Below are 26,123 nucleotides of genomic sequence, written 5' to 3'. Positions count from 1 at the left end.
CCACCCTGTGGGCGAAAGGCGCCGATAGGCGCCCCTGGTTTCGGCCGACAAGAGGGCGCCTATCGGCGCCTTTCGCCCACAGGGTGGGCTCCTACGCAGAGCGCCGGCTTACTTATGGCGCGGCTTGGGGGCCTTTTTAGCGGCCGCCTTTCCCCTCTTGCGAAGGTTGGCCCTCGAATCGGCAATCATGCCTTGCATCGCCTTGCGAGCGACCTCCGGTTGATTGCGGCGGATCGCTTCGAGCACCTTCAAATGGTGCGGCAGTGAATAACTGAAGTCGCCGGCTGTTTGCGCCGACAGCACGAAATACATGCCGAGCGCGCTTTCGATCACGGAAAAAAGCGAGATCACCAATTCGTTGCCGGTCGCCTGCAGCACGGCATCGTGAAAGCTGAGATCCGCCACCGCCCACTCATCGGAATTTTTGGCCGCCTCCATCTGGCGGTAAGCGAGATCGATCTTGGCTAGCTCGGCCGCGGTACGTCGGCGCGCGGCTGCAGCGGCGGCGGCCGGCTCGATGATTTCGCGCATCTCCACGAGCTTTTCGACGAAGTCGTCCGTCGGCATCGAAGCGCAGCGCCATGAAAGGACATCAGCATCCAGCTGATTCCAGGAGTCCTTGGGGCGGACCCGCGTGCCGGTTTTCGGGCGGGCTTCAATCAGGCCTTTGGCGGACAGCACCTTCAACGCTTCGCGCAGTGCGGTGCGGCTAACGTCCATGCTTTCGGCCAGAGTCTCCTCGCGCGGCAGCACATCGCCGGGACGCAGATCGCCAACCACAATCCGCCGGCCCAACTCACGGACCACGTGGCCGTGCAAACTGCGTGCATCCGTCGCTTTCTTGACCAAGGGTTCTCTCCGCAGTGTGAGTGCTCGCTGCATGACGACACACATCGTGTGTATTCGGCTCGCCGCAGGTCTCGGATGTCGCCGCATGCTGCGGTGCAGCGATCTTAAGAATTTATCATACAAACGTACGATGTGAAGTTTGCGCGACGCCCTCACATCCGTGAAGCACCCGCTCGCGACGCTCGCCCTGAGCGCAGGCAGCCGATGAAAAACAAGTGCAGCGAGTCGCTGGCTTTGCACCAACGCCTTTGATCCGCGGATCACGTTCACATGCCGTCTTGAGGCAACCACCGAACGTCCAGCCATGCATACCGCGCTAGCGATGGCATTGCAGAGGCTCGTCCTCGCGCCGTCGGTGGCGCTCGCCGTTTTGCGGGGAGCTTCAAGCGCCTCCTGACCGGGTGCTCGGCCTTATGCCTTGTATTCTTATGTTCCTATTGTAGGACAAATAGATTTTTTAGGCTAGGATGAAGTCCCGCCGATGCGTAGCTGTGATCTGGACGGTGGGGCACGTGGCGAAGCAACGTCAGACATCAGACGGGATTCGCCAACGTGCAGGCGCCGCGACATCGGGCCCACATAAAAAAACATCACCCACTATCTCGGGGAGGGGATTTCAAAATGAGCACTTGCAAGCAGTTCAACCGCCAGGTCCTGGCGCTGGCGATCGGCGCCATGTTGGCGGCCGGTGCCGTCCATGCCCAGGATGCATCGACCCAAGCCACACCGTCCGCTGACCAGAGCAAACCCAAGGCAGCGGAGACGAAATCCGCTCAGACGCTCGACCAGGTCGTGGTCTCCGGCAATTCGACCTCCGGCGGCATCAAGCGAATCGACGCGAGTTACTCGATTACCACCGCGACGCGCGACCAGATCAAAGAGCTCAACCCCATCAGCGTGTCGGATCTTCTCAAGGTATCGCCTGGCGTCTATCCGGAATCGTCCGGCGGCCAGACCGGCGCAAACATCGAGGTCGCCGGCTTTCCGTCGGACAGCGGTGCACCGTTCGTCACCTTGCAGATGAACGGCTCGCCGCTGTTCCCGAAGTGGGATTACTTCACCGACGCCATGTTCCGCCTCGATGACACCATCGATCGCGTCGAAGCCCTGCAGGGCGGCCCCTCGGTGCTGTATGGCAACGGCCAGCCGGGACTCATTGCGAACTTCATTCTCCGCGAGGGCACCGGCACACCCTCGGGCGACGTCGGCCTCACTTATGGCTCGGAAGGCATGGTGCGCCTCGATGGCTTCTACGGCTTCCCCATCGGCAAGGACAGTGGCTGGTACGGCAGCATCGGCGGCTTCTGGCGCAGGTCCGACGGTGTGCGCGACCCGCAGTTTGCCGCCGACAAGGGCGGCCAGCTCACCGCTACGTTGAGCCATGATCTCCAGCACGGCTCGATCATGTTCTACGCGCGCGACCTGAAGGACAAGAACCAGTTCGTCACCGACACGCCCATCCTCAACCCTGCTCCCGGCAAGTTCTCGGCCTACCCCGGCTTTAGCCCGTTGACCGGCACCTTCGGCAGCAATGCCGACCGGCACCAGTTCTTCGAGACCACGCCGTGCTTCACCGCGGGCTGCTCGCCGGGCGGTATAAACGTCGACATGGCCAATGGCCAGGGCGGCGATGTGCACATGCTGGGCGGCAATCTGGATCTGGCGTTCGACAACGGCTGGGCGCTTTCGGACAAATTCATTTTTGTCGCCGGCAACATGGATACCAGTGCGTTCTTCAGCACCGGTGCGAATCCGACCTCGCTCTCCGGCTTCATCTCGGACACCAGCGCGTCGTTCGGCCTTCCTTCCAACCTGACCGCGACGGCTACGTACACCAACGGCAAGCCGGCGAACATGAACGAGAACGTCACCGTTCAGAACCCCGAGTACATCCACAAGCGCATCCAGTCGGTCAGCAACGAATTTCATCTGAGCAAGGAACTGTTCGAGGGCAACACGCTGACCTTCGGCAACTACACGGCCGTGTTCTCCGAACATCATTCGGAAGCCAACGGCTCCAATCAGTTGCTGCAGGCGAAGAACAACCCGAATCCGATCGTGGTCAACCTGAGCGATGGCACCAACACCTACGCCCTGACCGACTCGCGCGGCACGTTCTGGAATTCCCAGCCGCAGTCGTGGATGGCATTCAACGAACGCTGGCACGCCACCACCACGGCGTTCTTCCTTGCCGACGAGTGGAACATCGGCAAGTGGCGGCTCGACGGCGGCATGCGCATCCAGCATGACGACATCGGTGGTTCGTTCCAGAACACCACCTCCGGCGATCTCGATAACAACCCGTACACCGTCTACAACAACAACGCCGAATACCTGACCAACAGCTACCAGCACATTTCGGGTTCGCGCAGCGCGCCATCGTGGACCGTGGGCGCGAACTACGCACTGAGCAAGAACATGAGCGTCTATGGGCGCGTCAACGATGGCGTTTTCCTGCCGAGCTTCGACGATATGGTGAACCTGCAGAAGCCACCGACGGAGAAGATCCACAACATGGAAGTCGGCTTCAAATACCAGGCGCCCTGGATCTTCGCCGACATCAGTGCCTATCGCCGATTGTTCCACGGCGTGCCGTACTCGATCATGCTCAGCAGCGGACAGGTCAACCTCGTCTACGGCTCCGTGACCAAGGGCCTCAACGCGCAGGTGACGGTCACACCGTTCGAGCATTTTTCGGTCGCGCTGAGCGGCAACTACATGGACGGCCACTACTCGGGTTACGACAGTTGCGTGCCCTACGTCGGACAGGACGGCAGCAATCTATGCAGCAGCATCAACGGCAAGCGTCTGGATCGTCAGCCGAAACTCCAGTACCGCCTGACGCCCTCCTATACCATGCCAACCAGCTGGGGCAGCATGAAGTTCTGGGTCACCTATGAGCATATGGGCGATCGCTACGGCGACCAGCTTCAACAGCAGCCGCTGGGCAGCTATTACGCCCTGAGCTTCGGTGCCATCGCCAACATCGGCCAGAACTGGCAGCTGACGCTTCGCGGCACCAATATGACCAACCAGATCGGTATCACGGAAGGCAACGCCCGCTTGTTCGGCTTTGCCAGCGGTGGCGGCGTGATCCTTGCTCGCTCGATCGAAGGGCGTGAGGTGAACTTCCAGGCTAAGTACAAGTTCTGAGGACTATTCTGGGCACCTCGAAAAGGCCTCTTTGCTCGTCATCCCGGCGGAACCCGGGATGACGAGCTTGACAACGAGTTAAGGGAATATCAGTTATGCGCCCATCCATCAGACCCCTGATCGCCGCTGCCGCAGCCCTCGCACTTGCCTGTGCTGGCGGGAACGTCTGCGCTGAGTCAGCGGCTCGTGTGGCCGGCGATGATGCGCGTTACCTCGACTTGCTCGACCTGCATGGCACGCCACAGACGCCAACGGATCGAAGCTTCAATATCTTTTTCGATGCCGGCTCGTGGCACGGCTACAGCCTGCCGCGTGCCAACGACACATCCACGGGCTTCTCCGGCCCGTTCGTACACAGCCTGGGCGACGGCCAATGGGTTGGCGCGCGCTTCGCACAATTGGCGCTCAAAGACACCACGAATCGCCAGCCTATCGCCCTGATCCCCTCCGAAGACCACGCAGCCCCCGGTTACCTGGTTCGCCGTTTTGCCGGACAGGGCCTGACGGTGCGCCAGACCCTGTTCTTTGCCGACTCCTGGCACGCGCTCGTGCGGATCGAGCTGACGGCGGCGGAGGCGAAGGATGTCAATCTTTCTGTCGAAGGCCGCGTGATGCCGGCGCAGGAGAGCGGGCTCGGCAAGGACGGGGATGCGGTGACGCAAACCTTCGCTCACTCGAATTCGAAGCTGACCACACGACTTCACGCCGACGGCGCACCCGGCTACCGAGCCACCCTGTCGGGAGTCGACTATCGCATCGACCTGGACCAGCCACTGCATCTGAAACCAGAGCAGACCGCGACCGTCTTCGTCGAACAAACGCTGCTCTATGACGCCCGTACCGAAACACCGGCACCTGTCGACTACGCTACCGCGTGGTCCAAGCATCAGGAACGGTGGGCTGGTTACGTGAAGTCCGTCGCATCGAGCCAGCTTCCGGGTTTGCCCAATGACACGGCGCAGCGAGTTTCAGTGAAGGCCGTGATGACGCTGCTTGGCAATTGGCGCGCGGCGCGTGGCGACATCCATCACGACGGTGTCATCCCCTCGTATTCAAACCCCGATTTCAACGGCTTCTGGGCCTGGGATTCCTGGAAGCACACGGCAGCGCTGGCTCACTTTGCACCAGCACTGGCACGCGACCAGATGCGCGCCATGTTCGACTACCAGGCCGCCGACGGCATGGTTCCCGACTGTATCTACCTGGATAAGGCGAACAACAACGAGCGGGACAGCAAACCGCCGCTCGCCGTATGGGCGGCGCTGGAGCTGTACCGTGCCTCCGGCGACAAGGCCTTCCTGGTCGAGATGTACGACAAGCTGGTGCGCTATCACCGCTGGTGGTTCAAGGCACGCGACCACGATCACAACGGCCTGGCCGAATTTGGTTCGACGGACGGAACCAAGATCGCCGCCGCGTGGGAAAGCGGCATGGACAACGCTGTTCGCTTCGACGACGCCGCGATGCTCGCCAATGGCGAAGCTGCCTGGTCCATCGACCAGGAGTCTGTCGATCTCAACACCTATCTCTACAAGGAAAAGCTCGACCTGGCGCAAGTCGCAGCCGTCCTCGGCAAAACCCAGGATCACCAGCAGTGGCTGAAAGAAGCCGCGGCAATGAAGGCTCCTATTCAAGCGCGGATGTTCGACGAGACGCTGGGTTACTTCTTCGACGCCAAACTGGGCCGCGATGATCACGTGCGCATTTATGGTTCGGAGGGCTGGACACCCCTTTGGGCCGGCGTGGCAAGCGCCGATCAGGCCCGCGCCGTGGTTCGAGTGATGTTGGACCCCCACAAGTTCGCCACGGTCATGCCATTCCCGACGCTTGCCGCGGACGATCCGCGGTTCTCGCCGATCAAGGGCTATTGGCGCGGCCCCGTCTGGCTCGACCAGGCCTATTTCGGCGTGGAGGCGCTGAGGCGTTACGGCTACGCACAGCAGGCTGACACCATGGCCCGCCGCCTGGTGCTCAACGCCAAGGGCCTGACGCAGCAGGCCCCCTTCTATGAAAACTACGACCCGTTGACCGGCCAGGGCTATCAGTCGCGCAACTTCAGCTGGTCGGCGGCCAGCTATCTGCTGCTGTTGCAGAAGAGGACAGGGGAGACACAAGCCGCTCTCCAAACCGAGTAATGGCCGCGATGTAAACCTGCTGCGAGCGGCGTCGGGAAATCACCGAGACACCGAGGTCGGTGATCCTTAACCCTTTCGGTATCAACTTCAGATGCCACCCTCAATCGTGATGAGATCGATATCTTTCTCGCGCTGGACGGCTGGCGGTAGCGCCGCACTCAGCGCCTAGACACGCAAGCCGGCTCGTATGCGGCAGGGCGTCGCAGTGCGACAGGACGCATTTTATAAGATGTATTCTTGATACATCTTTAAAGCGACAGGCGCATATCCCCATGCTTACCCAAGCCCAACGCGACATCGTCAAAAGCTGCGTGCCAGCTCTGAAGGCGCACGGACTGACACTGACGAAGAACTTCTATTCGCGCATGTTCCAGGCGAATCCCGAACTCAAGCACTTGTTCAACATGAGCCATCAGGCTACCGGCGAACAGCAGCAGGCGCTTGCGCTGGCCGTGCTTGGCTACGCGGAAAACATCGACGATACGTCAGTGCTGGCGCCGGTGATCAAGGTGATAACGGCCAAGCACGTAAGCATGGGCATTCGCGCGGAGCACTATCCCATCGTCGGTCGCCATCTGCTTGCGGCCATCGGCGAAGTGATGGGGAGCGCCGCGACAACGCAGGTGCTGGAAGCGTGGGCCGCAGCGTACGGGCAACTGGCCGACGCGCTCATTGAAGCCGAACAGGCCCTGTATACAAACGCCGCTACGACGAAAGGCGGCTGGTCCGGCTGGCGTCCGTTCCGGGTGATTCGCACGGTGCGCGAAAGCAGCGAAATTGCCTCGTTCTATCTAAAGCCAACGGATGACGGATTGCTGCCGCCCTTTCAGCCGGGGCAGTTCGTGTCGGTGCGCACGATGGACGCGACCGGCATGACGCAGGTGCGCCAATACAGCCTATCGGATGCGCCGCATCACGATCATCTGCGCCTCACCGTAAAACGCCAAGATGCCAGTGGGCATGCGCCGGCAGGAAAGGTATCCACCGCGCTCCATGTCGGTGTCGGCGAAGGCGATGTCATCGAGCTTTCTTTCCCGCAGGGCCACTTCATGGTGGATCAGGAGAAAGACACGCCACTGGTATTGCTGAGTGGTGGTGTGGGCATCACGCCGATGCTAGGCATGTTGGGACATATCGCCAGGGAACAGCCGAAGCGCCTGATCCATTTTGCTCATGCCACGCGCAATCGCGACGTACACGCCATGAACGATTGGATCAGGACGATGGCCGAACGGCATGAGAAGTTGAAGGTGGAGATCTACTACGAGGAGATCGGCGCGGCCGACGTCGCGGGCCGGCACTACGACAAACAAGGTCGTATCGATGCCGGGCAGATTGCCGTACAGGATCACCTGGCTGATGCGGACTATTACATCTGCGGTCCACGCGGCTTCATGAGCGCGCAGATGGCCTCGCTGAAGCAGGCGGGCATACCAGATTCGCGCATCCACGCCGAGTTCTTTGGCGCATCGCTCGGCTGACGCGCGGCGATCAGGTCACGATGTTGAGCGCGATCCGCAATTTCCCCGGTCGCGCCACCAACTGCTTCAGTGTGTAGCTATCCAATACGCCGAGAAAGCTTTCGCGCGCTTCGTCCAGCACATGGCGTAGCGCGCAGACTGGCGTGATGGTGCACGTGTTTTCGGAACCGAAGCATTCCACGATCGCAAAATCCGGCTCCATCGCGCGGACGACATCACCTATGCAAACTTGCGCCGGATCACCAGCCAGCTTCAGCCCACCACTGCGTCCACGCAGCGCATCGACATAGCCGAGCGCCGCCAATCGCTGCGTTACTTTCATCAGATGATTTTTTGAAATCTCAAATTGAGTAGCGATTTCGTGGATGGACGAACGGCGGTCGCCTTGCACGGCCAGGTACATCAGCAAGCGCAAGGAGTAGTCGGTTTGAAGGGTCAGTCTCATTGCGATGGGTTCCGAAGGAGCGCCCATGCTACCCGCGCATGCCGGCAAGGTGGTCGGGCGATTTGCTGGTAGATGGGTTGGGGCGGTTCCTGGCGGCGCACTTAATCCGTCACGCACTCATAACGAACATGTAACCGGGGTTTCCCCCTCGCGGCAGCATGGTGCGGGCGGGGTAACTTTTCGTCCACGACTATTTCGGTAGCCCACGAGACCACTTCCCGACCGGGAGAACGTCATGACGCGCATGTATATCGATTGTCGCGAATTTCCGAGCGAAATGAACTGTTCAGTCGCGCTTTCTGCAGATTCCGAAAGCGAGCTTCTTGAGGCGGCCGTCCAGCATGCGGTCACCGTGCACAAGCACGTCGACACGTCAGAACTACGTTCACAGCTGAAGACTCTGTTTCACCAAGGCACTCCGCCGCTTGCCGCGCCGCCACGTGCTTAGGTGCGCCGGCTGAGCCTGTGAAGTACTGATACGGGCTGCACCCGCTGGGGCCGCTTAAAGGGGCAGTTGGGCCTACAATCGCCCGATGGACTATCAGCTCATCATCAAGTTCTGGCGCAAGTCTCTGGCCGACGAAGCCTTTCTTGCGGCGATGGAGGGTAAGTTGAAGGAGGCATTGGGCGATGCAGTCGAACTGGAGGGCTACGATGTCAGTCCAAAAGAGATCAATCTGTTCATGCTCACGTCCGACCCGCGACATTCCTTTCGGCGCGCAAAAGACGTTCTGGAAGAATTGGGCGTTCTGAACAGCATGTCAGCCGCCTTCCGCGTGGTGGGCGGCACCCGCTTCACATCAATCTGGCCGCTACGCGCCACTCGCAAGTTCAAGCTGCCGTAGTGCCAGTGAAGGCCTGACGATTCGCCAGAAGCGGAGCCGGGATCTTTACGATGGTGCGAAATCACGGCAACGGCTGTCTTCTAGAGCGGATCGGTCGTAGATATATCACTCACTTGGGCCATTGTTACGTGTTCGAAGTCATCACCTTCTGGACGATCTTCCACGTTCCATGAACCTTCAAGCATGACAGCATGTCCGTGAAGACCCGCGGCGGGACTTGGAATTTCACCTTCACGACCGCGAGTTCCTTCTCAACATCTATGGAAAGGATCTGGTCATCGCGCTCGAAGCCCTGCTGTTTCGGAGCTCTCATGTTGCGTACGGCGGCTAGCCACGCCGCAATCGGCGTCACACTCACGTCGCCGTCTTCGCCGATCTTTGTCACGAAACTCGATGGATGAAATACGGATGCAAATTTCTCGGCATCCATTTCATAGGCGGCGTCGAAATAGGTCTGAGCGATCGATCGCAAAGCGGAAACATCGGAATCCATAGCGGCCCTCGAAAGTTGGTTGCGCTGAGCCGCTTCATGCGACCCGGCAGTTTTCCGTGCCAAGCGTGTGCCTCGGCCGAAAGTCTTGGCGTTACGTTGCCGAGCAAGCGTAGGGCGGGGCCGCTTATGAGGCTAGTCCTGTTGCGACGGAAGGTGTCATGAGCGATATTCATAAATTATGAGGAACGAACTGAACGAACTTGCTACTTTTGCGATGGTTGCCCGAGAACGAAGCTTTACTCGAGCAGCGGCAAAGCTAGGCGTCTCGCAGTCGGCGCTGAGCCACACGATCCGCGGGCTCGAAGAGCGGCTCGAGCTGCATCTTCTCGCTCGGACAACGAAGAGCGTCGCGCCAACCGCTGCAGGGGCCGATCTCTTGAAAGATTTGTCTCCGGCGCTTGAGCAGATAGCTCAGGCCCTGGACAGAGCGCGAAGCGTCCGCCGCCGCCCTGCGGGCCGCCTTCGCATTGTGATGTCACGCTCGGCCGCGGTAATGGTGTTATTGCCACGGCTCAAGGCATTCGCTGAGGCCTATCCTGACATCGTTCTCGACGTTGTCACCGTTACTGGCCCCGTGGATCTCGTTGCGGGCGAGTTCGATGCCGGCATTCAGCTCGGCGAGTACATTCAGAAGGACATGATCGCAGTGCGCGTCACGCCGGAGTTGCGACTGGCAGTAGTGGGATCGCCTGGCTATTTTTCGTCACGAAGCATTCCACAGAAGCCGACGGATCTCAGTGAACATCGATGCATAACACTGCGCCTTCCGAGTGGTCCCTATCGATGGGAGTTCGAGCGCGGACGAAAGTCAGTCACGATCAGCGTGAACGGCCCGCTCATCATCGACGACACGCACTTGGTGATTCAGGCGGCACTCGCTGGAGCGGGCCTCGGTTTCGTCTATGAAGAGCAGGTTGCAGGGGACATCGCTGAGGGGCTGCTTATCCGTGTCCTGGAGGATTGGACGCCGCCGATTCCCGGCTTCTTTATGTACTATCCCAGTCGTCAGCATCAGCCTTCTGCACTGTCTGCGCTGGTGAACACGCTGCGACTCTCGTGAGAAGAGTTGGGGTGCGCGAGATGATGCGGGACTGGCCTAGGGATCACTTCGGTTTGTGTCGTCGATCTGGACGTGACGAGAGACCATGAGAAGGCCGTGAATTGACGCGCTTCTTCAACACAAAGGGGATGCTTTGTGGCCGGAACGTGTCCGCGTCCGACCCGGAGCAGACATTACGCTTAGAAGGGATGTGATTCTGGAGGGAGAAATGAGTGAGTCGATAACTACGGCTAGACGCGCGGCTCAGTGGCTCGTGGCCTTTATGTCCGCGGGGCCATTTGCCATCGGCCTCGATTTGGCATTTCACATATTTCCGGCGACTCCGGTCATCGAGCAAATGCGAGGAGGGGAAGCCAGTGTGCATGTTGCTTGGGTGGCATGCGGTTTCATAGGAATTGCCGCAATCATTTTCCTCGGTCGCCGTCCGCTGCTCGGCTTCCTGCTTTCGACAGTCCTGGCCGTTCTGTATGTGATTTCAGGGGCAGCGCTATGGCATCACCTCACCTTCTATACCTTGATTGCGTCGGCAGTTCCTTTCATCGCAGGCTACGCAGCCTTCGGAGCACGTCGAAGGCCGACCAGGGATGGCTAATGCTGTCCTAACGTCCACTTTCAACTGCGGATATGCTTTCGGTGACAGCTTAAGGAAGGAATTATTGGACGCGCCGGCGATTGTTCACGAAAGAAATCTGAGGGTACGGGACGTCTTGGCCCCGGCAGCCGTAGTTGTCGTTGCGTCTTTCTTTCAGTCCATACCTGTTGGCGTCTGTGTGACCTTCGCTGTGGCGTTGGCTCTGGCCGCCTTCATTACCTATCGGCCTCGCCAGAGGACGTGGCCATGCTCGCTTCCAACCCAAGGCAGAGATTCCGTTAGCACTGCAGCGATGCCCCTGATACCCATCGGCCTCCCAATCATCGCCGAATGGTGTCGACGGACAGGGGCATCGGTACGCGCAACCTCCGGCTATGGCTCAGCCAGCGCGACGAATCACTCCAGCCGCACCATCGCTACACCATGCGACGGCACCTCCGCCGAGAAGCTGCCCTTGGCGTTGGGCAAGTCTTTGTGAGCCCACAGGTCGCGTACCTTCAGGCTCAATGATGAAGGAAGGTGCAAGTCGTCCCATGTCACGGTAACCGTGTGGCTGGCGCTGCTGCGATTCAAAAGAACGACGGCGCGGCCTCCACCTTGCAGCGGCCGAGCCCAGACTTCGAAGTCGCCATGTTTGGCGACGCGACGAGCCTGGATGCCTAGCGGGTCTTGATCGACGGCGATCACTTCCTTGTTGGTCAAGATGGCTTTGATCTCCGGCGTCATGGCGGCGAGGTCGTTGCCGGCCATCAAGGGTGCTGCCAACGCGGCCCACAGGCTGAAGTGCGATTTGTATTCCTCCAGCGTCATCTTGCCGTTGCCGACTTCCAGCATGTCCGGATCATTCCAGTGACCGGGGCCGGAATAGCTTTCCAGGCCGACCTGCAGATCAAGAATATCCATCACGCCGTGCTCGTAGCCGTGCTTGCCTTGCCAGTGGTCGTAGATGTCGTCGGTGGTACGCCACAGGTTGCCGATCGTCTTGCCCCACAGCCACGGCTTGTTCAAACCCCATTCGCAAATGCTGAAGACGATGGGCCGGCCTGATGCGCGCAAGGCGTCGCTCATGGTCTCGTAGGTCGATTTGGCGTCCTGGGTGTAGGTGGAGCACCAGTCGTATTTCAGATAGTCGACACCCCAGGAGGCGTAAGTACGCGCGTCCTGAAACTCGTGCCCCAAACTGCCCGGGTGCTTGCCGCAGGTCAGCTTGCCCGCATCGGAGTAGATGCCGAACTTCAGGCCCCGGGAGTGGATGTACTCGCCAAGCGCGGCCATGCCGGAAGGAAAGCGTTTGGCATCGGCGACGATTTGCCCTTTGGCGTCACGCCCGCTCTGCCAGCAATCGTCGATGACGATGTACTCGTAGCCGGCGTCTTTCATGCCGGAACTGACCATGGCGTCGGCGGCTTGGCGAATCACCGTCTCGTTGATCTCGCAGCCGAACTTGTTCCAGGTGTTCCAGCCCATCGGCGGCGTCAAGGCGAGGCCATTGGATTGTCGGGGCGGCTGCGGCGGAGAGGTTTCGGCCTGAGCCGGAACGGCATGCATGGCGCCGAGGACCAGAAGGCTGATCAGAAAACTAAAGATCCGCTTCACGGGAAGTCCTTCCAATAAGTGAAATACGAAGAGGCCGCCTCGCGGTAGGCGAAGACGGCCTTCAAGAGAGATCAGGCATCAACGCGGATCATCACCACGCCGTGCGAGGGCACGTCGGCGGCGAAGCTTCCCTTTGCCTTGGGCAGGTTCTTGTGAGTCCACAGGTCGCGCACGCTACGCTCCAGCGTTGCCGGGTAACCCAGCGCCTCCCAGCTCACGCTGATCCGGTGAGCTTCTTTGCTGCGATTGAACAGCACGATCGCGCGACCGCCACCTTTCAGAGGCTTGGCCCAAACTTCATAGTCGCCGTCCCTCGCAACGCGTCGGCCCTGAACGCCCAGGGCATCCTGGTCGACCGCGATAATGTCCTTGTTGGTGAGGATCGACTTGGTCTCTGCACTCATGTTCGCCAAGTCGTTGCCGGCGATCAGCGGCGCGGCCAGCACGGCCCACAGGCTGAAGTGCGATTTGTATTCCTCGAAGGTCATGTCGCCGTTGCCGACTTCGAGCATGTCCGGGTCGTTCCAATGGCCGGGGCCGGCGTAGCCCTCCAGGCCCACCTGCATGTCCAGGATGTTGGTCATGCCGTTGTAGTGGCCATCGCGACTCTCCCAGCCGTCGTAGATGTCGCCCGTGGTGCGCCACAGGTTGCCGATGGTCTCGCCCCACAGCCAAGGCTTGTTGCGGCCCCAGTCGCAGAGACTGAACACGATGTCCCGGCCGGAAGCGCGCAAGGCATCGCTCATGGTCTCGTAGGACGATTTGCCGTCCTGGGTGTAGGTCGAACACCAGTCGTATTTCAGATAGTCCACGCCCCAGGCGGCGTATTGGCGGGCGTCCTGGTATTCAAAGCCGCGGCTGCCTGGGCGGCCCGCGCAGGTCTTCTTTCCTGCGTCGGAATAGATGCCGAACTTCAGGCCCTTGGCGTGGATGTAGTCCGCCAGCGCCTTGATGCCCGAGGGAAAGCGCTTGGCATCCGCCTGGATGTCGCCGTTGGCGTCGCGCTCGCCGTGCCAGCAGTCGTCGATGACCACATACCGATAGCCGGCATCTTTCATCCCCGAGCTGACCATCGCATCAGCCGCCGCACGGATCACGCCCTCGTTGATGTCGCAGCCGAACTTGTTCCACGAGTTCCAGCCCATGGGTGGCGTCAGGGCCAGCCCGTTGGCCTGTCGAGGTGGTTGCGGGGGTGCTGCTTCCGCGCTTGCAAACGAGGCCACGAAGCACAGGCCGAACGCCAACAAAGCCAAGGCGAACCGTTTCATTGCATTCCTTTATCGAGATCGTCTGGTGAGTGCTTGCCCGGCCAGGATGGCCCCATGTCGCCGCCTGATTAGCGTCGAATGTCAGCTAGCGCGATGTCCCCCTCCCCTTGCTCGCAGGGGGAGGCCGGGAGGGGTGAACACTTGAGAAAGCGCTTCGGGAGAGGCTTTCTCAAGTGTTCACCCCTCCCCAGCCCTCCCCTGCAAGCAAGGGAGGGAGCCCAAAGCTCGCGTCGCTGAGATTCGATGCTAGTCAGATGCCGTCATGGTCACCCTGCATCCGATAGTATTTGTATGACAATAACATTATAGATAGCAAGTAGCCGCGAGGCCGGGAAGTGCTGGGGAGGTCGAACACGTGCGAATCATCGGAAACTGTGAAGGGCGTGCCGTTCGGGAGATCGTTCTCGGCAAGCCCGGGGGACTAAGCGCCACCGTCATCACCTGGGGCGCGACGCTCAGCCGCCTGAGCGTGCCCTTGCAAGAGGGTCGGCGTCAGGACGTGATCCTGGGATGTGAAGATTTCGACGAGTATCTCGCCCACGGCGCGCACATGGGCGCGATCGCCGGAAGGGTCGCCAACCGCATCGGTGACGGGTCATTCGAACTGGACGGCAAGGTCTACACCCTGCCTAGAAACGATCGAGGCCGATGCACCCTGCACGGCGGTGGGGGCGGCTTCGGCCAACGGCCCTGGCAATTGCTGGAATATGACGAACACCAGGTCACGCTCGCCTTGGTTTCCCCGGACGGCGACCTTGGTTTCCCCGGAACCGTATCCGTCGTCTGCACCTATCGCCTGCTGCCGCCGTCCACGCTTCGCATCGAGATCCACGCGGAAACCGACGCGCCCACGCCGCTGAACCTGGCGACGCATAGTTACTTCAATCTCGACGGCAGCCCGACGATTGACCAGCATCTGTTGGCCATCAATGCCGAGTCCTACACACCGGTCGACGCGAACTGCATTCCGACAGGGGATATCCGATCTGTCGATGGAACACCTTACGACTTTCGAAGCCCGCGCGTCGTAGGCGCGGAAACCTTCGACATCAACTATGTACTCGATCCACAGACCCGAGATCGCGCATCCCTTGCGCACGCCGCCAGTCTGATGAGTTCCACAAACGGCCTTGGCCTCGAGATCTGGACGACGGAGCCCGCGCTGCAGTTCTACGATGCGCAAAGCCTGAGTACGCGACGCTTCAAATCACGCGCCGGACTGTGCCTGGAGCCGCAGGGCTTTCCCAACGCCCCCAATCAACCCAACTTTCCAAGCGTCATCCTGAGACCGGGAACACCCTATCGCCAGGTGACGGAGTACCGGCTGAGCTTGGGATAGGTTGTCGCAAGTGTTCACCCCCTCCCGACCTCCCCCTGTCCCACGGGACTAGCTTCGCGTCGCAAGCAGGGGGAGGAGAAAATAACGTCGGCTGAGATTCGACGCTAATCACGACCGGAGGGATAGGAAGATCGGCGATACGGATTGGATCATCAAGGTCCGTTCGTCAATGCGGCCGTCGTGACACTCTCAGTCTCTTTGCCTTCCGGCTTACGGTCCTTGTCGCCGTCTTTGTCACCATCTTTGTCGCCCGGTTTGCGTTGGCGGTCCAGGTGGCGAATACCGGCGAATTGGTAGTACACCTTGGTTTGAACGGGTCCGGTTACATAGGCTTTCTTGGTGACATCCCAATGCTTCGCCGCGGGATCGACGAAGGTGGCGATCACATACACCATTGTCGAGGGGAAGGGATCGCGAACCGTGCCTGCGCAGATGGGGCCGTCCACATCCGGCACGCTCTTGGAGTCGGTCGTAAACCGCTGCCTCGGGATGCCTTTGCTGCAGTCATAGACATTGGGTTCGCCCACCTTATAGACCGCAAGCACATGCGGACGGTCGCTGGTGTGGGCGATCACGCAACGGATCGTCCGCTCCAGCATCTGAGGCGCGCACTTGGTCGTGGTCCAAGGGCGGATCGGCAACTTGTTGAAGGTGTAAGGCTCCTGCTCGCCATTGAGAGCCTCGATCGAGGCCACGCGTGGGAGTTGATAGATCACCGCCTGCTGCAGCTGTAAGGGATGACCGCCGGCCGGTGCTTGAAAATGCAGTGCGAAACTCCCATCGGCGGCGTCGAGCGATCCGGCATCATAGATAGGCAGGCGTGGATGCAAGGCCAGTGGCGCGCTGCCTGCGTCCAAGAGCGTCACGTTTTGGATGATGATCGGATCGGGTGCGTTGAAATCCACACCGGTAAAGGTCGCCCCCACATGGAACTGAGCGCCGCCGTTGACGATGCCCGCAGGACCGCCCCAGGCTGGATTGGGTGTGGACCAGGTAATCCGGTATTTGTGGTAATTGCTGCCGTGATACATCCCCATGCCCGTGGGCGTTACCGTTGGAGTGATCCATGGGCTGCTGGGGCCGGTCCAGGACCAGGTGAGGTTGATCGCCGGCAAGGAACTCAAAAAATCGATCGTCAGACTGCGGCCGGCCTGCATATTGGGATTGACCAAATCCCAGTTGTGCATGGTCTGCACCGACAGACCGACATTGGTGGCCAAAATCCCATAGCCCCGATCGCTGATGTGACGTCGATAGGTGGTGCGAGCGAGGCCGTCGAGATTGCAGCCGGCAGGCATCAAATGACGCGTGGCTCCATCTTCGCCTGGGGCGGGGCCGGGGTTTACGCCGTCGCAGCCGGTCGGCGGATCCTCATCGCTATGGTTCAGGCCATAGGTGTGGCCGCCCTCGTGCGCGGCGGTACCGCCAATCGCCTGCGCCCAATGATCGAGCGTGGCATTGGCGCCAGTCAGCGCGCCGGTCATCGAGCAACCGCCCACGCCGTTGCCTCCCTCGCAGACGGTGTAGGCACCAGCCCAGACCCGGCCATGCTCTACATCGAAATTCGTCGTGGGCGACTTACCCCAAGCGCCGCCGGGATCACTGTTGTCGGAACCGACAGCCTCGGTATGACGCAGCGCGGGCGCCATTGGCAAGGTGTCGGGATTGGTCGTGGTCTGCAAAACCTGGACGTTGAACTCGCAAAAATCATCGACCACCACATCATGAATGCGGTCGCGTAGCTGGGCCGTGGTGCCGATCGTGTTATCCAGTTGCGCTACATCGAAATGCTTCGCCGGGCTTTCACCCGTGAAGTTATTCGGATAGGTGTTGTCGTCGGCTGTTGGGAAATACAAATAAAATTTGTGGCTCTTGGCATTATCCGTATTGCCGTAACTGAGCGGACAAGTAGGCGAGGCGCTAAGACTGGTCGCGACCAGGCAAAGCGTGGCTATGAAGGCGAGCCGTATGAGGTGTGCGGTGCGTACGTACATGTGATCCCCCTCGTAGAAAGGTGAGGAAAGCAACGATGTACAACGAATTAGGAACGCGAACCGAACCCGCGTAGCGTAGGAAGCCCGGCTAAATTCAAGGAAGCATAGGGCCGGTGATCTATACGCCGCCAGGTTTCAGCGGTCAAGTTTAAAAGCGGCGCGCCGGTTTATTTATTCCATAACTCGAAAATTTCTCAGCCGAGAATAAATATTTCCATCAAAACGAACGCTTCGAGGTGAAGACGGCGTTGACCTGAGCGATACACGCGCACGGCCTTGGGACAACGAAACTCCGGAATCGTGTAGCCAGCGTAGAAACAATGTGAATATTTGCGACTTGCCAGGATAGGCCATACATTGCCGCCCACCTTGGGAACTTCGGAGGGTGTTGTCATGCAGCACTGTAGAAGTTGGGCCGTGGCATTAACCAGCGCGCTTCTCGCATTTGCTGGGATGCCTAACGCAAGTAAAGCCGCCGATTTGTTCAATAACACGAACACGATGCAGGTGAACTACTGCCCCTCACCCTTCGTCAATTGCCCGCCACGATTCAAGCTGAGCGCTCCGGCAACGATTGATGTCATCCAGACTTATCATCGCGCAGGCGCGGCCACTGCCGGCAAGACGATTGGCCTCAGGGATGCGAGCGGCAGCATGGTGCTGGGACCTTTGCAGGTCACCACCCAGCCTGCCTCGCCGGGCTTTGAAAATTGGATCGCGTCCGTAGGCGGGCAGCAGTTGCCTGCCGGCACCTATACGGTGATCGACTCTCAGGCGGATACGTGGTCTCAGAATGTCCAATCCTGCGATGGTCCCGGCGTGGCCGGGGCCGCATGCAACAAAGGGTTCGCCATTGTGAGAGGTGGCGCGCCCGACCCCAGCGAAAGCATTACCGATTGCTCCGCGACATGTACGGTGCCGCCGGCAACGACATCTCCCCCGGCCTTTGCCTGCTCGGCGCACGGGCCCAAGTCAACATGCAAACGAGCGGCGGCATCGACCGATAACCCTGGTGGCGGCGTATTTTGCACCGACGGCAAGAACACCACGACCTGCAATTGCCAAACGGGCTGCACGACGCACTAGTTCGGTGCGTAGTGCGCGAGCCTGTGTCCCAACCTGGTTGGCGCCATATGGGATACGCCCATCTCCGCATTGATCAGAGATGGGCGTCTATACGCCCATTGCCTCGGACAGCGAAGGCACCTCTTGCGAGGTGCCTTCGCTTCAACATCGATGCTGCACCGTTATAACCGATGCCCATCTGCCCTACCGGCTAGCCAAGGCGCCCCGCGATAGGAATCGGCGACCACCCAAGCGCCGCAGGCAATGGCCGCCGAAATCACGAAGGCCGTCCACTGCATGCGATCCGTTGAGTGGGTGAAAAGCCCGGGCCCCCAGATGACCAGCGTGATGATGCCCAGCATGGCCGCCTCCAGCGTGGCCGCAAGACGCGGAAGGAAGCCGAACAGCACGCCGATGCATGCGGCAATGCTTCCCGCACCCGTCAGATAAGCCCACCCAAGGTGATAAGGCAGCCACGCCGGCATAAGTTCGACGGTCTGCGGGCTATAGAAGAAATGGGAAAGCCCGATCATGGGCAGTGAAAGCGCGAACAGCAGTCTCGCGTTGCGCACCCCCTTCGCACCCGTGGCGAATGTCTGGGACTTCCCATCGCGCGCATGCAAGGCAAACAACACCCAACCGCCCGCCAGGATCACCGTGATCTCGCCAAGGCCCAGCCAGGTAGCCTCCATCTGCGGTACGGACAGCACAGCCGGGAGCTTCAGTAACACCGCCCACAGCAGGAGGAAAATCAGCAGCGCAGCGGAGACAAGCTTGGCCGTCGACCGGATGAGCAGGCCAACACCCGTCACCAGTTCGATGGCCGCAAAAGCGTAGGCGAAGAACGAACGTGCCGGCAGATGCTCTATGGGAATGCGCTGCCAGTCCAGCGCAAAATCGCCATAGATGAAGCCCAGAATGCCTAGGCTAATCATCGTTAGCGCAAAGGCTGCATGCGACCAGGACAACTGGCCCGCACCGGCGTCGACGATCAGGTCATCCGTACGAAGCACCGGCATTTCGAACGGCGCTTCACTCTCTCGAACCGAACTAGCCATACCTTGTCTCCTTCGTTGCATGAGGGGCCCGCAGGCATCGGTACTGAAGGGGGTGGATAGTTACTACTTAAGCCAGCCGCGAGGATAAGTCATAACGGCGGCGGCTGTACGATGTGAAATCGCCGGACAACACCTACAGCCGGTGCACGGTCGCAAGCCATCAGCGTCGAATCTCAGCTATGCAAGTTGTCCGCCCCCCCCTGCTCGCTTGTCTCTTGTGCACATTTCACGCAGAGGTGTTGCACTTGAGTCTAGAGACCGCCAAAGCTCTTTCACGCGTAACGGTTCGGCACTAATTAGTCAGTCGATCGAACAGCAGGTTCCAGACCCGGTCATCCGAAATGCGAATGCCTGTAACGCTTCCGTCGGGGCCACGCACTGGGCGCAACATCATGTCGTCCGATATAAAGGCGTCTGAATAAGCGGGAACGAATAAACGACTCTGGCTCGGACGACCTTCAGCAATTACGTTCAAGCCACCTGCTACAGCCGTTACCTGATACGTCACTGGCACCTCATCGTTGTGATAACGGCCTGAGATGCGTACGAGGTCGGCTGGTGTCGGTGCATACACCGCAGCTCGCGCGTAAACGGTGGCGTCCCCTTCGGAGTGAAGGCTAATACGGCCATCAGAAAGCTCCGCACCGGTTTTAGCGATCGAGCCATCTCCTCGCTTGAACGCAAATGTTCCGTCCGCTGCTGCCATCACGATTAGGCCGGTGTCCGTCTGTAAACGCTTATCGCGCAATGTCAGGCGCAGCGGGGAGCCATCGCGCTCGCTCTCATACATTCCGGCGAGAGTTGTGGGCGGCGTCACTGTATACGGTGTGTGCTCTGACTTTGTTTCAGGCAGATAACGATCAGCCACCGAGTGCGCCAGGTCGGAAGTAAGCGCGTTATCGGCGTTGCACAGGATGGCGATAGACAAATGCTGATCGGGATAACGGCCCAGCCAAGCGCGATAACCCGCCGTGGAGCCGTCATGGGACATTTCGCGCACTCCATGATAGCTGTGCGCAAATAGACCTCGCGCGTAAATGGTGGGGCGCCCGTCAGCCAGCAGCGTGCGCGTCTGCAATGCTTGGGCGACGAATGCGGCCAGGCGCCCATCGCCCAGCGCCCTGTTCCAAGTCAACAAGTCGCCGACGGTGGTGAGCAGGCCGCCATGCCCGTAGGTGTTTTCAAACGGCATCATCTGTTCATAAATACCATCGGACACGCGGTGATAAGCGACCGCCCGATCGCGCACAACGCGGCGGAAGTCGTCACGCCATTGCGTATGCGTCATGCCTAGCGGAACAAACAAGTGCTCCCGCGTGAAATCGGCGAACGTGGAGCCACTCACTCGCTGGACGATGAGTGCGAGCAAGTTATAGCCCGTGTTGGTGTATGACCACGCCGTGCCAGGTATGAAATTCAGCGCGCGTTGACGCCCCACGACATGCAGCACATCTGTCATGTCGTAAACACGTTCGGTTCTCGGCCAACCGGCCATCGCCTCGATGTCGCCCCAGTCGCGGAGTCCACTGGTGTGCCCTAGTAGTTCGGCGATAGTGATCCGATGTCCGTAATCCGGTATTTCGGGAACGAATTTTCGAACATCGTCGTCAAGCGAAAGCCGCTTTTCGTTCACAAGAATCAGTGTCGCGGCAGCTGTGAACTGTTTACTTACCGATCCTGCCTCGAACACGGTATCGACACTGATCGGTACCTCATGCTCCAGATCAGCCATACCGAAGGCGCGTCGTATGGGAGCGCTGTCGCCAGATTGAACGCCTACCGCACAACCAGGTATATCGGCAGACCCTGCGCGCGGAAGTGCTGCATCGATCTTTGCAGCGGATGAGCCCTCTGCGGTTGCAGCCGCCATGCTCAAGGTCAACACGATTGTCAGCAACAGGGTCTTCATTGATTTCACACGCCACCGTAGGCGGCCTCGTCGATGCAACGGATGAAGCTACGCAAATCCATCAGGCTTGCAAGTGGCTTTATTCACGAGCTCAGCTCCATCTCGGGGTACTTAATGGGTCGAAAGCAGACCTCCCGAGCTTGCCCAGCGGGCAACGGCTACGCAAGGCTGACCCGCCTTGCGAGTGGCATTTGGTGCAACGAGAGTGCTACATGGCAAATACCGGAACCGCTAACCCAAAGACGGGTAAGGCTTAATTGGATTTGCCGGCCCTATCCGTCGCTGGGGTGACGACAATGAGAGGCTATCGCGAGCACCCGCCCCTCACCCCAACCCTCTCCCCGGCGGGGAGAGGGAGCCATGCGGATCGCCGAAGGCGTTGAACAGGCTTAGCGACCGATCTCGCGCAGCCGCTTGCCCGCCATCAGCTTGCCCTCGATCTGCTCCAACGTGACGCCCTTGGTTTCCGGCACCAGCCAGAACGTCAGTACGATGAAGACCAGGTTGAGTCCGGCGTAGAGCCCGAACGTGGCGGCGTTGCCGATGCCGTGCAGCAGGCTGAGGAAGGTGGCGCCAACAATCATGTTGGCGATCCAGTTGGTGAAGGTCGAACAGCCGATGCCGAAGTCGCGCCCCTTCAGCGGCTGCACTTCCGAGCACAGCGTCCACACCAGCGGGCCGGCGGACATCGCAAAGCCCACGATGAAAACCAGCAGCATGCCGACGGTGAAGATCTGTTCGACATGCGTGGTGATGCCCCCGTGCATCATCGCGCCAACGACGCCCAGACCCAGCGCCATCACCACGAAGCCAATGTAAAGAATCGGCTTGCGGCCGAGGCGATCCACCAGGCCGATGGCAATGAAGGTCGCCAGGACATTGGTGAGGCCCACCGCGGCGGTAAACCACAGCTGCGACTGCGTGTCGTAACCCATGCCTTCAAAAATGCGCGGCGCGTAGTACATCACCACGTTCATGCCGGTGAACTGCTGCATCAATTGCAGCAGCACGCCGAGGCCCACTGAACGGCGGAAGTTGGTGTTCTCCAGAAACAGATGCCAGCCGCGCTGCGGCGTCTTCAACTGTTCGGAGATGTCGGTCATTTCGCGATGCGCCACGCTCTCATCGCCGCGCAGGCGCATCAGCACGCCATGCGCCTCGCGCACACGGCCACGCATCATCAACCAGCGCGGGCTATCCGGCAGGAAAAACACACCAAGCAGGAACAACGCACCGGGAATCGCGATGATGCCCAGCATCCAGCGCCAGTTGCCGCTGTAGCTGAAGGCTGTGTCGGACAGGAACGCCACCAGGATGCCGATGGTGATCATCAATTGATAAAGCGAAATCATCGCGCCGCGAATATGTTCCGGCGCCACCTCGGCCAGATACAGCGGTGCCGTGAAGGTCGCGATGCCGATGGCGAGACCAAGGATCAGGCGGGCGGCAATCAACGCCTCGGGCGACCAGGCACCACCGCAGAGCAATGAGCCGGCCACGAACAGCACGGCGCCCAGAATCAGCGAACGCTTGCGGCCCAGCGCGGCCGACATCCAGCTTGCGCCCAGGGCGCCGATGGCCGCGCCGAGCATCATGCTGCTCACGATCCACTCGATCATGTGATCGGAAATCTGGAATTCTTTCTGGATGAACTGGCTGGCACCGGAGATCACGCCGATGTCCAGACCGAACATCAGCCCGGCGAGCGCGGCAAGAACACAGGTGAAGACGGCGGTGGTGCGTGAGGCAGCCACCGGGACGGCGGGCGAGGCGGAGACGGTCGGAGCAACGGTATTCATGGATGAATTCCTGCGGTCACTGGTGACGGGTAGGCAACGCATGGCCTTCCGTGGTCGATTACCCGTCGCGGATCGGCGTGCCGGCAAACCGCGGTTCGCGCAGCCCGACCATGCCGCCAGGGAAAGCGAACAGCGCCCCGGCATGGGGATCGGCAGCGAGTTGCGCAGCGGTCAAACCGTCACGTGCGCTGGTGACGTAAAGCGTTTTCAGATCGGGACCGCCGAAGGCCGGCCGCGTCGGTTGGCGTGCCGGCAGATCAAGTACGCAGTCCTCACGCCCATCGGGGAGATAGCGCACCACGCGATGCATGCCCCATTGCGCATTCCATAGCGCACCTTCCGCATCGACTGCCGAACCATCCGGCTCGCCTTCGATGTGCTTGAGATCGACGAAGACGCGCGGCGCACCGAGCAAGTCGCCATAGTCGCAGCAGAGAATCTCGCGGGTCGGCGAATCGCAGAAGTACATGCGGTCGCCTGCCGGGCTGAAGGCGATGCTGTTACTGATGGCCAGCCCAGGCAGTGGAAGCTGTTCGAGCGAGAGATCGCCATGCAGCCGATACAGTCCGCCAATCGGCCGCCTTACGCCATCGGCAGGCTCATGCAGCGTGCCGAACACAAAGCGGCCCTGGCGGTCGCAGGCGCCATCGTTCGCACGCGTGGGTAGACCGGGTTCGATAGGATGAAGCGGGATCAGCTCCTGACGTTCCAAGTGGAAGAACGCCAGCTGCGAGGCCAACGCCAGCAGCAGCCATCCATCCGCCTCGCAAAGCGCGAACGAGGCCAGCCGCTCGGGCATCCGCCAATGAGTGATGCGGCCATCCGAGGGACGCAGGCGCCAAAGCATGCAGCCCGCGATATCGGTCCAATACACCGCCTGCTCGCGCTCATCCCACAGCACGCCCTCGCCGAGCGTATGCGGGCCGGCGTGAGCCACGCGGACGGCCGCCGTCATACCCAACCGCCGTCGACGATGAAATCCTGCCCCGTACACATGCGGCTGTCGTCGGCGGCCAGAAACAACGCGGCGCGCGCTAGATCCTCGGCTTCGAGATGACCGGGCAGGCACTGCATCCGTTTGATCGAAGCCTCACCCTCGGCGTCGAGCCACAACGTGCGCTGCTTCTCGGTGATCACCCAGCCGGGCACCAGGCAGTTGATGCGAATACGCTGGGCACCCAGTTCACGCGCCATCCCGTTGACGAAACCGCGGATGCCGGCCTTGGCCATCGCGTACAGCGGGTAGCCGGCGTTCTTCTGCATCCAACCGGTGGAGCCCATGCAGATGATCGAGCCGCCACCGAGCGACTGCATATCGGGAATGACCGCCTTGGTGGCGAAAATTTGATGACGCAGGTTTACCGCCACATTGCGCTCGAAAACATCGGCGTCGACCTCGCCGAGCGCGTGGCGCACGTCGTTCGCCGCGCTGTTGATCAAGACCGAGAACGGCCCTACCGCTTCGCGCAGAGCGGCGATCGCGGCCTGCAGCGCGTTGAGGTCGGTGATGTCGCAGTGGCGGTAAACCGGCGGCTGCGCGGCGTCGGCCAGCTGCGCGACCAAGGCATGGGCCGCCGCGTCGTCCCGATCCACAAAGGCAACTCGGGCACCCTGTCGCGCAAACTGTTCCACAAACGAGGCGCCGATGCCGCTGGCGCCGCCGGTAATGAGCACACTGCGGCCCACGAGGCTTGGATAGCTGGCGAAGCGCGTCATCGGCTCACCACTCCGCCACGCTGCCGTCGGCATGGCGCCAGAGTGGATTGCGCCAGCGATGGCCGATGGCCGCCCGCTCCATCACGTAGGCCTCGTTGACCTCGATGCCCAGACCCGGCCCACCGGGAATGGTCACGTAGCCCTGTTCATAGGCGAATACGCTGCGATCCACGACGTAGTCGAGCAAGTCGTTGGCGGCGTTGTAATGAATGCCCAGGCTCTGCTCCTGGATGAAGGCGTTGTGGCAGATGGCATCGAGCTGCAGATTCGCCGCCAGTGCAATCGGCCCCAACGGGCAATGCAAGGCCAGCGCCACGTCAAAGGCTTCCGCCATGGCCGCGATCTTGCGCGTTTCGGTGATGCCGCCGGAGTGCGAAGGGTCGGGCTGGATGATGTCGACACCGCCCATCTGCAACACGCGTTTGAAGTCGTAGCGCGAATACATGCGCTCACCGAGCGCGATCGGCGCTGGCGAAATCGCGGCCAATTCGGGAATCGCTTCCAGGTGCTCGGACAGCACCGGCTCCTCGATGAACATCAATTTGTACGGAGCCAGCTCACGCATCAGCACCTTGGCCATCGGCTTGTGCACGCGGCCGTGGAAATCGACGCCCAGACCGATATGCGGGCCCACCGCATCACGCACCGCCTGCACGTTTTCGATCACGCGCTCGACTTTGTCGTAGGAGTCGACGAAGTGCATCTCCTCCGTACCATTCATCTTGACCGCGGTGAACCCGCGCGCTACTGCGTCGCGCGCGGCCTTCGCGGTATCCGCCGGGCGATCGCCGCCGATCCACGAGTACACGCGGATGCGCTCACGCACCGGGCCGCCGAGCAGCGCATGCGCAGGCACACCATGGTGCTTGCCTTTGATGTCCCACAGCGCCTGGTCGATGCCGGCGATCGCGCTCATCAATATCGGGCCGCCGCGATAGAAGCCGCCGCGGTACATCACGTTCCACAGATCCTCGATATGTCGCGGATCTTTGCCGATCAGATAGTCGGATAGTTCATCGACCGCCGCGGCCACCGTTTGCGCACGCCCTTCAACAACGGGCTCGCCCCAGCCGACAATGCCCTCATTGGTCTCGATGCGAACGAACAACCATCGCGGCGGTACGAGAAAGGTCTTGATACCGGTGATCTTCATACAGTCATCCCTAGAGCCTGTTTATGACCTCCCCGTAGCCCGCGACGGGATCTGTTTGCGCGCAGGGCAAGGAAGAACGAGGGCGTGTACGTCCGTACACAACCGAGTGATGACGCCGGCCTGTGGGCAAACAGACCCGGCCCGAAGGGTTGCCTTTGCGTGGCCGCCATGCG

The 26,123-nt window shown here is 60.5% G+C and carries 21 protein-coding genes; 9 read left to right on the top strand and 12 right to left on the bottom strand.

Annotated features, from left to right (window positions below):
* Positions 1-108: 108 nt before the first annotated feature.
* Positions 109-849, bottom strand: a complete 741-nt coding sequence (locus OUZ45_RS19900) for a FadR/GntR family transcriptional regulator (RefSeq protein ID WP_266172072.1) — start codon at positions 847-849, stop codon at positions 109-111.
* A gap of 621 nt (positions 850-1,470) precedes the next feature.
* On the opposite strand from OUZ45_RS19900, the gene OUZ45_RS19895 reads away from it, so the two are divergent.
* The 3 genes from OUZ45_RS19895 to hmpA all read left to right on the top strand — a co-directional run bounded on the left by OUZ45_RS19895 (position 1,471) and on the right by hmpA (position 7,618).
* Positions 1,471-4,002, top strand: a complete 2,532-nt coding sequence (locus tag OUZ45_RS19895) for a TonB-dependent receptor (RefSeq protein ID WP_266172071.1) — start codon at positions 1,471-1,473, stop codon at positions 4,000-4,002.
* 95 nt (positions 4,003-4,097) lie between these two features.
* Positions 4,098-6,137 carry an MGH1-like glycoside hydrolase domain-containing protein gene (locus tag OUZ45_RS19890; protein WP_266172070.1) on the top strand — a complete coding sequence of 680 codons (2,040 nt, stop codon included), beginning with the start codon at positions 4,098-4,100 and terminating at the stop codon, positions 6,135-6,137.
* A 272-nt stretch (positions 6,138-6,409) separates the two neighbouring features.
* Positions 6,410-7,618: an NO-inducible flavohemoprotein gene (gene hmpA, locus OUZ45_RS19885; protein ID WP_266172069.1), complete on the top strand. Its 1,209-nt coding sequence runs from the start codon at positions 6,410-6,412 to the stop codon at positions 7,616-7,618.
* A gap of 10 nt (positions 7,619-7,628) precedes the next feature.
* Here the strand turns inward: hmpA and OUZ45_RS19880 are convergent, their stop codons facing one another.
* Positions 7,629-8,063 (bottom strand): RrF2 family transcriptional regulator, encoded by a 435-nt coding sequence (locus OUZ45_RS19880; RefSeq protein ID WP_266172068.1) that lies wholly within the window; start codon positions 8,061-8,063, stop codon positions 7,629-7,631.
* 235 nt (positions 8,064-8,298) lie between these two features.
* On the opposite strand from OUZ45_RS19880, the gene OUZ45_RS19875 reads away from it, so the two are divergent.
* Positions 8,299-8,511 carry a DUF1059 domain-containing protein gene (locus OUZ45_RS19875; RefSeq protein WP_266172067.1) on the top strand — a complete coding sequence of 71 codons (213 nt, stop codon included), beginning with the start codon at positions 8,299-8,301 and terminating at the stop codon, positions 8,509-8,511.
* A gap of 85 nt (positions 8,512-8,596) precedes the next feature.
* Positions 8,597-8,908, top strand: coding sequence for a hypothetical protein (locus OUZ45_RS19870; RefSeq protein ID WP_266172066.1), 312 nt, complete (start codon positions 8,597-8,599; stop codon positions 8,906-8,908).
* A 124-nt stretch (positions 8,909-9,032) separates the two neighbouring features.
* Here OUZ45_RS19870 and OUZ45_RS19865 read toward each other — a convergent pair whose 3' ends face one another.
* Positions 9,033-9,401, bottom strand: a complete 369-nt coding sequence (locus OUZ45_RS19865; RefSeq protein ID WP_266172065.1) for a nuclear transport factor 2 family protein — start codon at positions 9,399-9,401, stop codon at positions 9,033-9,035.
* 178 nt (positions 9,402-9,579) lie between these two features.
* Between OUZ45_RS19865 and OUZ45_RS19860 the strand changes: the two genes are divergently transcribed.
* The gene (locus OUZ45_RS19860; RefSeq protein WP_266172064.1) at positions 9,580-10,461 is read left to right on the top strand and encodes a LysR substrate-binding domain-containing protein; all 882 of its coding nucleotides are present in this window, start codon (positions 9,580-9,582) and stop codon (positions 10,459-10,461) included.
* A 208-nt stretch (positions 10,462-10,669) separates the two neighbouring features.
* Complete coding sequence (locus OUZ45_RS19855; RefSeq protein WP_266172063.1) at positions 10,670-11,053, top strand: hypothetical protein; 384 nt, start codon at positions 10,670-10,672, stop codon at positions 11,051-11,053.
* Between the two features lie 396 nt (positions 11,054-11,449).
* On the opposite strand, the gene OUZ45_RS19850 is transcribed toward OUZ45_RS19855, so the two are convergent.
* Complete coding sequence (locus OUZ45_RS19850) at positions 11,450-12,649, bottom strand: glycoside hydrolase family 27 protein (RefSeq protein ID WP_266172062.1); 1,200 nt, start codon at positions 12,647-12,649, stop codon at positions 11,450-11,452.
* A gap of 71 nt (positions 12,650-12,720) precedes the next feature.
* Positions 12,721-13,917 carry a glycoside hydrolase family 27 protein gene (locus OUZ45_RS19845; protein ID WP_266172061.1) on the bottom strand — a complete coding sequence of 399 codons (1,197 nt, stop codon included), beginning with the start codon at positions 13,915-13,917 and terminating at the stop codon, positions 12,721-12,723.
* Positions 13,918-14,272: 355 nt separating this feature from the next.
* Here OUZ45_RS19845 and OUZ45_RS19840 point away from each other — a divergent pair, with 355 nt between their 5' ends.
* Positions 14,273-15,256 carry an aldose epimerase family protein gene (locus OUZ45_RS19840; RefSeq protein ID WP_266172060.1) on the top strand — a complete coding sequence of 328 codons (984 nt, stop codon included), beginning with the start codon at positions 14,273-14,275 and terminating at the stop codon, positions 15,254-15,256.
* 152 nt (positions 15,257-15,408) lie between these two features.
* Here the strand turns inward: OUZ45_RS19840 and OUZ45_RS19835 are convergent, their stop codons facing one another.
* Complete coding sequence (locus tag OUZ45_RS19835) at positions 15,409-17,250, bottom strand: hypothetical protein (RefSeq protein ID WP_266172059.1); 1,842 nt, start codon at positions 17,248-17,250, stop codon at positions 15,409-15,411.
* Positions 17,251-17,667: 417 nt separating this feature from the next.
* On the opposite strand from OUZ45_RS19835, the gene OUZ45_RS19830 reads away from it, so the two are divergent.
* Positions 17,668-18,336: a hypothetical protein gene (locus OUZ45_RS19830; RefSeq protein WP_266172058.1), complete on the top strand. Its 669-nt coding sequence runs from the start codon at positions 17,668-17,670 to the stop codon at positions 18,334-18,336.
* Positions 18,337-18,497: 161 nt separating this feature from the next.
* Here the strand turns inward: OUZ45_RS19830 and OUZ45_RS19825 are convergent, their stop codons facing one another.
* The 6 genes from OUZ45_RS19825 to dgoD all read right to left on the bottom strand — a co-directional run bounded on the left by OUZ45_RS19825 (position 18,498) and on the right by dgoD (position 25,950).
* Positions 18,498-19,373: a DoxX family protein gene (locus OUZ45_RS19825; RefSeq protein ID WP_266172057.1), complete on the bottom strand. Its 876-nt coding sequence runs from the start codon at positions 19,371-19,373 to the stop codon at positions 18,498-18,500.
* 292 nt (positions 19,374-19,665) lie between these two features.
* Complete coding sequence (locus OUZ45_RS19820; protein ID WP_266172073.1) at positions 19,666-21,282, bottom strand: serine hydrolase domain-containing protein; 1,617 nt, start codon at positions 21,280-21,282, stop codon at positions 19,666-19,668.
* A 389-nt stretch (positions 21,283-21,671) separates the two neighbouring features.
* Positions 21,672-23,081: a sugar porter family MFS transporter gene (locus OUZ45_RS19815; RefSeq protein ID WP_266172056.1), complete on the bottom strand. Its 1,410-nt coding sequence runs from the start codon at positions 23,079-23,081 to the stop codon at positions 21,672-21,674.
* Positions 23,082-23,139: 58 nt separating this feature from the next.
* A complete protein-coding gene (locus OUZ45_RS19810; protein WP_266172055.1) occupies positions 23,140-24,036 on the bottom strand; it encodes an SMP-30/gluconolactonase/LRE family protein in 897 nt (298 codons plus the stop codon).
* Complete coding sequence (locus OUZ45_RS19805) at positions 24,033-24,797, bottom strand: SDR family NAD(P)-dependent oxidoreductase (protein WP_266172054.1); 765 nt, start codon at positions 24,795-24,797, stop codon at positions 24,033-24,035. The genes OUZ45_RS19810 and OUZ45_RS19805 overlap by 4 nt, the downstream gene beginning before the upstream one ends.
* 4 nt (positions 24,798-24,801) lie before the next feature.
* A complete protein-coding gene (gene dgoD / locus OUZ45_RS19800) occupies positions 24,802-25,950 on the bottom strand; it encodes a galactonate dehydratase (protein ID WP_266172053.1) in 1,149 nt (382 codons plus the stop codon).
* Between the last annotated feature and the right edge of the window lie 173 nt (positions 25,951-26,123).

Source organism: Dyella subtropica, assembly GCF_026283965.1.
Lineage (GTDB): Bacteria > Pseudomonadota > Gammaproteobacteria > Xanthomonadales > Rhodanobacteraceae > Dyella_D > Dyella_D subtropica.
The sequence above is the reverse complement of the archived record's forward strand: the minus strand, read 5'-3'. Positions and strand labels throughout refer to the sequence as shown.

What these genes read in the sequence shown, in the direction of transcription:
- OUZ45_RS19895 (WP_266172071.1), top strand. Translation starts at nt 1,471, where the DNA reads ATGAGCACTTGCAAGCAGTTCAACCGCCAGGTCCTGGCGCTGGCGATC.
- OUZ45_RS19890 (WP_266172070.1), top strand. Translation starts at nt 4,098, where the DNA reads ATGCGCCCATCCATCAGACCCCTGATCGCCGCTGCCGCAGCCCTCGCA.
- hmpA (WP_266172069.1), top strand. Translation starts at nt 6,410, where the DNA reads ATGCTTACCCAAGCCCAACGCGACATCGTCAAAAGCTGCGTGCCAGCT.
- OUZ45_RS19880 (WP_266172068.1), bottom strand. Translation starts at nt 8,063, where the DNA reads ATGAGACTGACCCTTCAAACCGACTACTCCTTGCGCTTGCTGATGTAC.
- OUZ45_RS19875 (WP_266172067.1), top strand. Translation starts at nt 8,299, where the DNA reads ATGACGCGCATGTATATCGATTGTCGCGAATTTCCGAGCGAAATGAAC.
- OUZ45_RS19870 (WP_266172066.1), top strand. Translation starts at nt 8,597, where the DNA reads ATGGACTATCAGCTCATCATCAAGTTCTGGCGCAAGTCTCTGGCCGAC.
- OUZ45_RS19865 (WP_266172065.1), bottom strand. Translation starts at nt 9,401, where the DNA reads ATGGATTCCGATGTTTCCGCTTTGCGATCGATCGCTCAGACCTATTTC.
- OUZ45_RS19860 (WP_266172064.1), top strand. Translation starts at nt 9,580, where the DNA reads ATGAGGAACGAACTGAACGAACTTGCTACTTTTGCGATGGTTGCCCGA.
- OUZ45_RS19855 (WP_266172063.1), top strand. Translation starts at nt 10,670, where the DNA reads ATGAGTGAGTCGATAACTACGGCTAGACGCGCGGCTCAGTGGCTCGTG.
- OUZ45_RS19845 (WP_266172061.1), bottom strand. Translation starts at nt 13,917, where the DNA reads ATGAAACGGTTCGCCTTGGCTTTGTTGGCGTTCGGCCTGTGCTTCGTG.
- OUZ45_RS19835 (WP_266172059.1), bottom strand. Translation starts at nt 17,250, where the DNA reads ATGTACGTACGCACCGCACACCTCATACGGCTCGCCTTCATAGCCACG.
- OUZ45_RS19825 (WP_266172057.1), bottom strand. Translation starts at nt 19,373, where the DNA reads ATGGCTAGTTCGGTTCGAGAGAGTGAAGCGCCGTTCGAAATGCCGGTG.
- OUZ45_RS19820 (WP_266172073.1), bottom strand. Translation starts at nt 21,282, where the DNA reads ATGAAGACCCTGTTGCTGACAATCGTGTTGACCTTGAGCATGGCGGCT.
- OUZ45_RS19815 (WP_266172056.1), bottom strand. Translation starts at nt 23,081, where the DNA reads ATGAATACCGTTGCTCCGACCGTCTCCGCCTCGCCCGCCGTCCCGGTG.
- OUZ45_RS19810 (WP_266172055.1), bottom strand. Translation starts at nt 24,036, where the DNA reads ATGACGGCGGCCGTCCGCGTGGCTCACGCCGGCCCGCATACGCTCGGC.
- OUZ45_RS19805 (WP_266172054.1), bottom strand. Translation starts at nt 24,797, where the DNA reads ATGACGCGCTTCGCCAGCTATCCAAGCCTCGTGGGCCGCAGTGTGCTC.
- dgoD (WP_266172053.1), bottom strand. Translation starts at nt 25,950, where the DNA reads ATGAAGATCACCGGTATCAAGACCTTTCTCGTACCGCCGCGATGGTTG.